Source organism: Novosphingobium sp. PhB57 (assembly GCF_004342985.1).
Lineage (GTDB): Bacteria > Pseudomonadota > Alphaproteobacteria > Sphingomonadales > Sphingomonadaceae > Novosphingobium.
The window spans coordinates 152547-158554 of record NZ_SMBO01000007.1 but is presented as its reverse complement, the minus strand read 5'-3'; the positions used below and the strand labels follow the sequence as shown (position 1 = coordinate 158554).

Genomic DNA, 6008 nt, shown 5'->3' with positions numbered 1-6008 from the left:
AATGGTGACGCGGGGTGGAGCAGCCCGGTAGCTCGTCAGGCTCATAACCTGAAGGTCGCAGGTTCAAATCCTGCCCCCGCAACCATGAACTTACCCCCCCCACACGCACATTACCCAACGGTCCAGGCAAGCGCGCGCCTTGGCGCCGCACACGCGGCAGCAGAAGCCAATGCGCGGAGCAGGCAGCAGGGACGGCGCAACGCGCGTACAACTGGCTTTACGCCGACGCGCCCGGCAACTGGATCTCGTCTTTCCGAACTCATCGCCGACAGAAGATACCCCGCACGCGCTGGAGAACTCTCGGAGACCCGGATCGCATCGACTCCATCGCAGGCTCGGATAATACGTGAGATCATGCTGCCATGACCGACGAACAGTTTGTTGATACCGCGGAAGGTGAAAACGCACGTAAGCGCTGGCCCCTAATCCGTCGGTCGCACGGTTTCTACCGCTCCGAGGACGGCACCATGGAGGCGTAGATCTATGATTCCGAGGCCGATGGCAAAGAGAGTTTCGTCATTGCAGAGCCCTGCTGGGGCTGCACACGTGTCTCAGGGCTGTTCAAGGGCAGCGAAGCGGCACATCGCTGATGCTTCAGCCACACTTCCCTGGCTTCGCCTCGGTCTGACGAAGACGGGATGGCCTCTTCAGTTCATCATACTCACGCCAACTTCCATGGCGGGCGTCCTCTGCAGCCGTCAACTGCGCCGGAGCCATACCTGCCGCAGTCGGCGGCGAATGGGTTCGTCCCAGAACTTGTACGCGGCCCAGGCCACCGCCAGCAGCAACGGAACCAGTGCCAGGCCGATGACGGTCATGCGCGCATCGGACGGCTTGTCGTTGGCGACGTAGTTCATCCAAACATAGAGGAACGGGAAGTGCGTGATGTAGAGCGGGTAGGAGATGCGCCCGCTGGCCTTGCAGAGGCCCATCATGCCTCGGCCTGCTTCCGAATGGCTGCCGGCGTGAACGATTACCGGAAACAGCAGCACGACGCAGAGCGCTTCGAACAGGCCGTTCATGGAAATGCCGGCCACGGGTGCCAGCGTGGGGGCCGCGGTAATGGCGGTCATGAGCGCCGTCAGCGGCAGCCAGCCCAGCCGGATCGATGGAAGGCTGGCTCTGACCCGATAGAGCCAGAGGCCCGTGACGAACGGGAAGCACAGCCGCACCGGCGCCATCCAGAATGAAGGCCATGCCGACCCCTGGTCGATGCTGCCCAGCATGGTCGTGCAGACCACCAGCAGCGCGCCGCTGAGCACGGCCAGAATCCCCAGCGAACGCGTCCCCATGTGGCGCAGCGCGAAGGCATAGGCGATGTTGCCGATGTATTCCTGAAACAGACTCCAGCACGGGCCGTTGAAAGGATGGGTGTCCCCCCAGCGATTGGGCAGCGAGGGTGACGGCAGCAGCAGCAGCCCCAACGACAGGGCGAGCAGCAGCTCTCGCACCGGAACGTTCTGCGCGGCGCCCGCGAAGGGATCGACCAGATAGCTGACGAGGCCAAGCGCGGTGCCGAGTATGACCAGCGGGTGCAAGCGGATCAGCCGCAGGGTCATGAACTGGCGTGCCGTCATCTGCCCCCAGCGATCGTCGTAGGCATAGCCGATCACAAAGCCGGAGAGCATGAAGAAGAAATCGACGGCGAGGATGGCGTGGTGCAGGATGATGCGCGCCCCCTCCCACGCAACGGTGATACCCTGGATATGGAACAGGACCACCAGGATCGCCGCGGTGCCGCGCAATCCGTCCAGAACTTCGAAATGCGCCTTGCCGGTGGCCGTGCGGTCGAGCCTGGGTGCGTTTTGCGCCTCATGCCGGGCTTCCGGTGTTGCCGTAAGCCGTGGCCTTGCCAATCGATCCAACTTGTCCGCTCCCGCAGTCGCTTTTCTTGTTGCGGTCGGACTGGGTGATTTACCGTTAAATCACAAGAGCCTTTTTCAGCCCGATCCGCGATCCGCGCGCGGTTTGGCATGAAGCGCCAAGCTCCTGCAATGGCCGGCATTCGGGCCGCCGATGGAGAGATGAAACGGCCATAGCGCTCCTTAAGCGGGGCTTCGCGGTCTTGCGGGCAGAGCCTGGGTGGCGAATAGGCCTGCACGTTATTGCATGATTGATTCTCGTTTGTGCTGGTTTCACGCCGGCCAATCCTGTAGGCGGCGCTTATGACGAAAGAGATTCCTTCCGCCCGGCGCGAACTGATCGAGTCCCGGCTTCTGGCCGGGGAAGCCGTCAGCAGTACGGCGCTTGCCAGCGAATTCGCGGTTTCCGAAGATGCGGTGCGGCGCGATCTGCGGGCGCTGGCGGCGCAGGGCACATGTCGGCGGGTCTATGGCGGCGCCGTGCCCATAGGCGCGGGCAGCACCCCGATCGCAGCGCGTTTGAGTGAGGACTCGGAAGAGAAGCGTGCTCTGGCCAAGGCGGCGATGACGCTCATATCGCCGGGAAGCTTCGTTTTCATCGACAATGGCAGCACGAATGTGCTGGCCGCGGAGTTCCTGCCGGACGATGCCGATCTCTCGGTCGCGACCAATTCCGTCCATGCGGCGGCAAGGCTGGCGACGCGCCAGGACGTGCCCTTCGTGCTGCTCGGCGGCGGCGTGGACCTGGCGATCGGCGGCTGCGTCGACGGCACGGCCATCGAAGCCTTGTCGCGTCTGAACATCGATCTCTGCTTGCTTGGGGCCTGCGCGGTCTCTGCGGAGCGGGGCGCCAGCGCTTTCGACGCGGCCGATGCGGCGTTCAAGCGCGCGCTCGTCGGGCAAAGCCGGTGCAAGGTCGTGCTTGTTTCGAACGACAAGCTGACCGCAACGGCGCCGTTCACGGTTGCCGATCTGGACAGCATCGACCACATCGTGCTGTCCCACGACGCCCCCACCTCCCAGGTTGCCGAGCTTGAGCGGGCCGGTGTAAAAATCCTGCGCGCTGCGGCACCGCAGGCGAATTAACGGAAATCACCGATCATGACACACGATGCCGGCTCCCGGTTCGCGACCCGTGCTGCCTTTCTCGTGGCCGGCTTCGGCCTTGCCTGCTGGGCCCCGCTCGTCCCGTTGGCGAAGGCGCGCCTTGGCGTGAGCGATGGCACGCTGGGGCTGCTGCTCCTGTGCCTGGGACTGGGCTCGGTCGCCGCCATGCAACTTGCCGGCCCGCTGACCTCGCGCATGGGCGCTCGTCCGGCGGTGATCGTCGGCGGAGCAGGGCAGGCGGTGCTGCTGCCTTTCCTGGCCTATGCGCCCGGCGTCGGATCGATGGCGCTGGCGCTGCTGCTGTTCGGGGGCTTTCTTGGCGTGATCGAAGTGGGCATGAACGTGCACGCGGTGGAAGTCGAGAAGCGCGCCGATCGTCCGCTCATGTCGGGTTTCCACGGACTCTTCAGTGTGGGCGGCTTTGTCGGCGCATCGATGATGACGCTTGCGCTTTCGGCCGGACTGGCGGCCGTGACCGGCGCGATCGTCGCCGCGGCGCTCATGATCGCGGCGCTGATCCTGGCGGCGCCCCGATTCATCGCGACGCCCCGCGCGCAGGAGGCACCTCTCCTTGTGGTGCCGCGCGGCATCGTCGTCCTGCTTTCTCTGCTGGCCGCGCTCACTTTCCTGACCGAGGGCGCGATCCTCGATTGGGGCGCGCTCCTGCTGAGCGGCAAGGGGCTGATGCCGGCAGCGCAGGCGGGCATCGGCTATAGTGTCTTTGCCGTAGCGATGACGTTCGGCCGCCTGACCGGCGATGCCGTGGTGGCGCGGCTCGGCGATCGGCATACCATGTTCTGGGGCGGACTGCTCGCCATTGCCGGCTATGTCGTGCTGCTGACAGCGCCGGTCGCGCCGCTTGCTTTCGCGGGCTTCCTGCTGATCGGGCTTGGCGCATCGAACACGGTGCCGGTGCTGTTCCGACTGGCCGGGGCGCAGAAGGCGATGCCGTCGGGCCTGGCCATCGCCTCGGTCACGACGGTGGGCTATGCCGGTATCCTGGTCGGCCCGGCCGCCGTAGGCTTCGTGGCGCAAGGCATCGGACTGCCGAACGCCTTCTGGATCCTTGCAGCGATGCTGCTGCTGGTGCCGCTCTGCGCCGGCCTTGCCACTGGCCCGGCTGCGCGCGGGTCCTGATCGGGCGGCCCTGAACTCGGGGTAAGTGCCCATTCCGGCGACCCGGGAATATAGCCATTCTCGAAAGCGAAATGGCCCCGCCTGCTTCCTTGTCCGGCTCACCCGGCGGCGCGTCCTGCGGTAGCCGGGAGCCGTGGGGGCGGCTCTGGATGACGGCGCTGCTCCTGCCCCTTGGGCTCACTCTTGCGACCGGGACCGCCAGCGCCGCCGGTCCGAACGACCAGATGGACGAGATCGACGAGCAGGCGACCGCGGTGGCCGAGGCTGCCAGGGCCGGCACCGGGAAGAAGGGGGACAAGGACGTGCTGGCCGTGCCCTTGCCCATCACCAGCCCGGTGCTGGGCGTCGGCCTCGTCGTGGCCGGCGTGGTGTTCTACAATCCGAACGGCGCGCCTTCGCCCTGGATCAGCGGCGCCGCGGCGATGAAGACCAACAACGACAATTGGCTGCTGGGCGGCTTCCACAGCATGTCGCTGGCAGACGACCGCTTTCGCTTCACCGCCGCCGTCGGTGCCGGCAAGCTCGTCACGGACTACTACGGAACCGGCGACGCTGCCGGAGACCGGGACGTTGCCGCCCAACTGGACGAGAAGACCGTCGCGCTGCGGCTGCAGCCCCAGATGCGAGTGCTGCCCGGGCTCTATGCCGGCGTGCGCGCCCTGGCCATGCACGTGAAAGTGAACCCGCGGGATGCGGACCCGGCCTTTCCGGATCTGGTCATTCCCCAGGACCAGCGCAACAGTACCCTCGTCCAGCTCGGCCCCGCCGTGACATACGACCGGCGCGACGACAGCCTGAACCCGCGGCAAGGCGCATTCCTGCATGCCGAATGGCTCTGGGGGATCAAGGCGCTGGGCAGCGATTACAAGGGCGGGAAATTCACGGCGGGCGCCAGCGTCTACGTTCCCTCGGGCACCAGGACGGTATGGGCGTTCCATGCCGGTCTCTGCGATGCCGCGGGCGATCTGCCTTACTTCGACTTGTGCCTCTATGGGCAGAAGAACGATCTCAGGGGGTACAAGGCCGGGCGCTACCGCGACGGCATGAGCTGGGCGCTTCAGGCGGAATGGCGGCGGCACTTGTTCGGCCGCGTGGGCATGGTGGCATTCGGCGGGATCGGTGGGATCGCTCCCAGTCTTGCGCAGCTTGGCAGGACCGATTTCCTGCCGGCCGGGGGCGTCGGGCTGCGGTTTCAGCCTTCGCGGGCCACCAACATCAACCTTCGGCTCGACCTTGCGGTGGGGAGGGATTCGCAGGCCGTCTATCTCGGGATTGCCGAGGCCTTCTAGCGCCTGGCCCGCGACGCCCGCCAGATGGCGCCAGATGGCGCCAGATGGCGTCAGAACATCACGCCGAGACCCAGGATCCCCACATTGGCGTTCGGTTCGCCGTTGCCCACGAAGAGGTGCTTGAATTCCACTTTGGCATAGAGCTTTTCGGTCAGGTTCTGCTCCCAGCCGGTTCCGAGCCCGACGGCATTGCCGCAGTCCCGGCAATCCTTGGACTGCCAGTTCAGGCCCACGAAGACTTTGCTTTGCGGCAGGACTTCCGCTCCGGCGCGGCCGCCGATACCCCAGGCGACGCGGGTGCCGTCCGTCAGCAGCTTCTCGGCCGTGCCTTCGACGCCGACGAAGAAGGTCTCGTTCAGATCGACATCGTAGCCCAGGGCCACGCCGGTGATGGCATCGGTTTCCTCGTCGTTCCAGTTCACGCCGCCCGTGACTTCGACATAGGCCTCGTCGGCCCATGCGGGCGTGCCGGCGAGCATCAGGAGGAGAGCGAAAGGAACTGCTGCGCTGCGCATGTTTCGGGACCGTCCATAGGATTGGCGGCCCCAACCCTAGCAGCCCTGTTTGGCGAACGATCTCGGGGTTTCCACCGCTATCCGGGCGGACGATGCCC

At 65.8% G+C, this 6008-nt stretch carries 5 protein-coding genes and 1 tRNA gene; 4 read left to right on the top strand and 2 right to left on the bottom strand.

The window, feature by feature from the left end; translation table 11 throughout:
- Nucleotides 1–8 precede the first annotated feature (8 nt).
- Nucleotides 9–85: transfer RNA gene (locus EDF58_RS20570), tRNA-Met, on the top strand.
- Between the two features lie 613 nt (nt 86–698).
- Here EDF58_RS20570 and EDF58_RS20565 read toward each other — a convergent pair.
- Entirely contained in the window at nt 699–1856 is a 1158-nt protein-coding gene (locus tag EDF58_RS20565; RefSeq protein WP_132268965.1) for an acyltransferase, read from the bottom strand.
- A 309-nt stretch (nt 1857–2165) separates the two neighbouring features.
- On the opposite strand from EDF58_RS20565, the gene EDF58_RS20560 reads away from it, so the two are divergent.
- The 3 genes from EDF58_RS20560 (at nt 2166) to EDF58_RS20550 (ending at nt 5395) form a co-directional block, all read left to right on the top strand.
- Entirely contained in the window at nt 2166–2948 is a 783-nt protein-coding gene (locus tag EDF58_RS20560; protein WP_132268963.1) for a DeoR/GlpR family DNA-binding transcription regulator, read from the top strand.
- Between the two features lie 15 nt (nt 2949–2963).
- Nucleotides 2964–4106, top strand: a complete 1143-nt coding sequence (locus EDF58_RS20555; RefSeq protein ID WP_132268962.1) for an MFS transporter — start codon at nt 2964–2966, stop codon at nt 4104–4106.
- A gap of 149 nt (nt 4107–4255) precedes the next feature.
- Nucleotides 4256–5395: a BamA/TamA family outer membrane protein gene (locus EDF58_RS20550; RefSeq protein WP_165921500.1), complete on the top strand. Its 1140-nt coding sequence runs from the start codon at nt 4256–4258 to the stop codon at nt 5393–5395.
- A gap of 50 nt (nt 5396–5445) precedes the next feature.
- On the opposite strand, the gene EDF58_RS20545 is transcribed toward EDF58_RS20550, so the two are convergent.
- Nucleotides 5446–5910, bottom strand: coding sequence for an outer membrane beta-barrel protein (locus EDF58_RS20545; RefSeq protein ID WP_132268958.1), 465 nt, complete (start codon nt 5908–5910; stop codon nt 5446–5448).
- Nucleotides 5911–6008: the final 98 nt, after the last annotated feature.

Coding starts and splice junctions, on each gene's coding strand:
- EDF58_RS20560 (WP_132268963.1), top strand. CDS start 2,166: ATGACGAAAGAGATTCCTTCCGCCCGGCGCGAACTGATCGAGTCCCGG.
- EDF58_RS20555 (WP_132268962.1), top strand. CDS start 2,964: ATGACACACGATGCCGGCTCCCGGTTCGCGACCCGTGCTGCCTTTCTC.
- EDF58_RS20550 (WP_165921500.1), top strand. CDS start 4,256: ATGACGGCGCTGCTCCTGCCCCTTGGGCTCACTCTTGCGACCGGGACC.
- EDF58_RS20545 (WP_132268958.1), bottom strand. CDS start 5,910: ATGCGCAGCGCAGCAGTTCCTTTCGCTCTCCTCCTGATGCTCGCCGGC.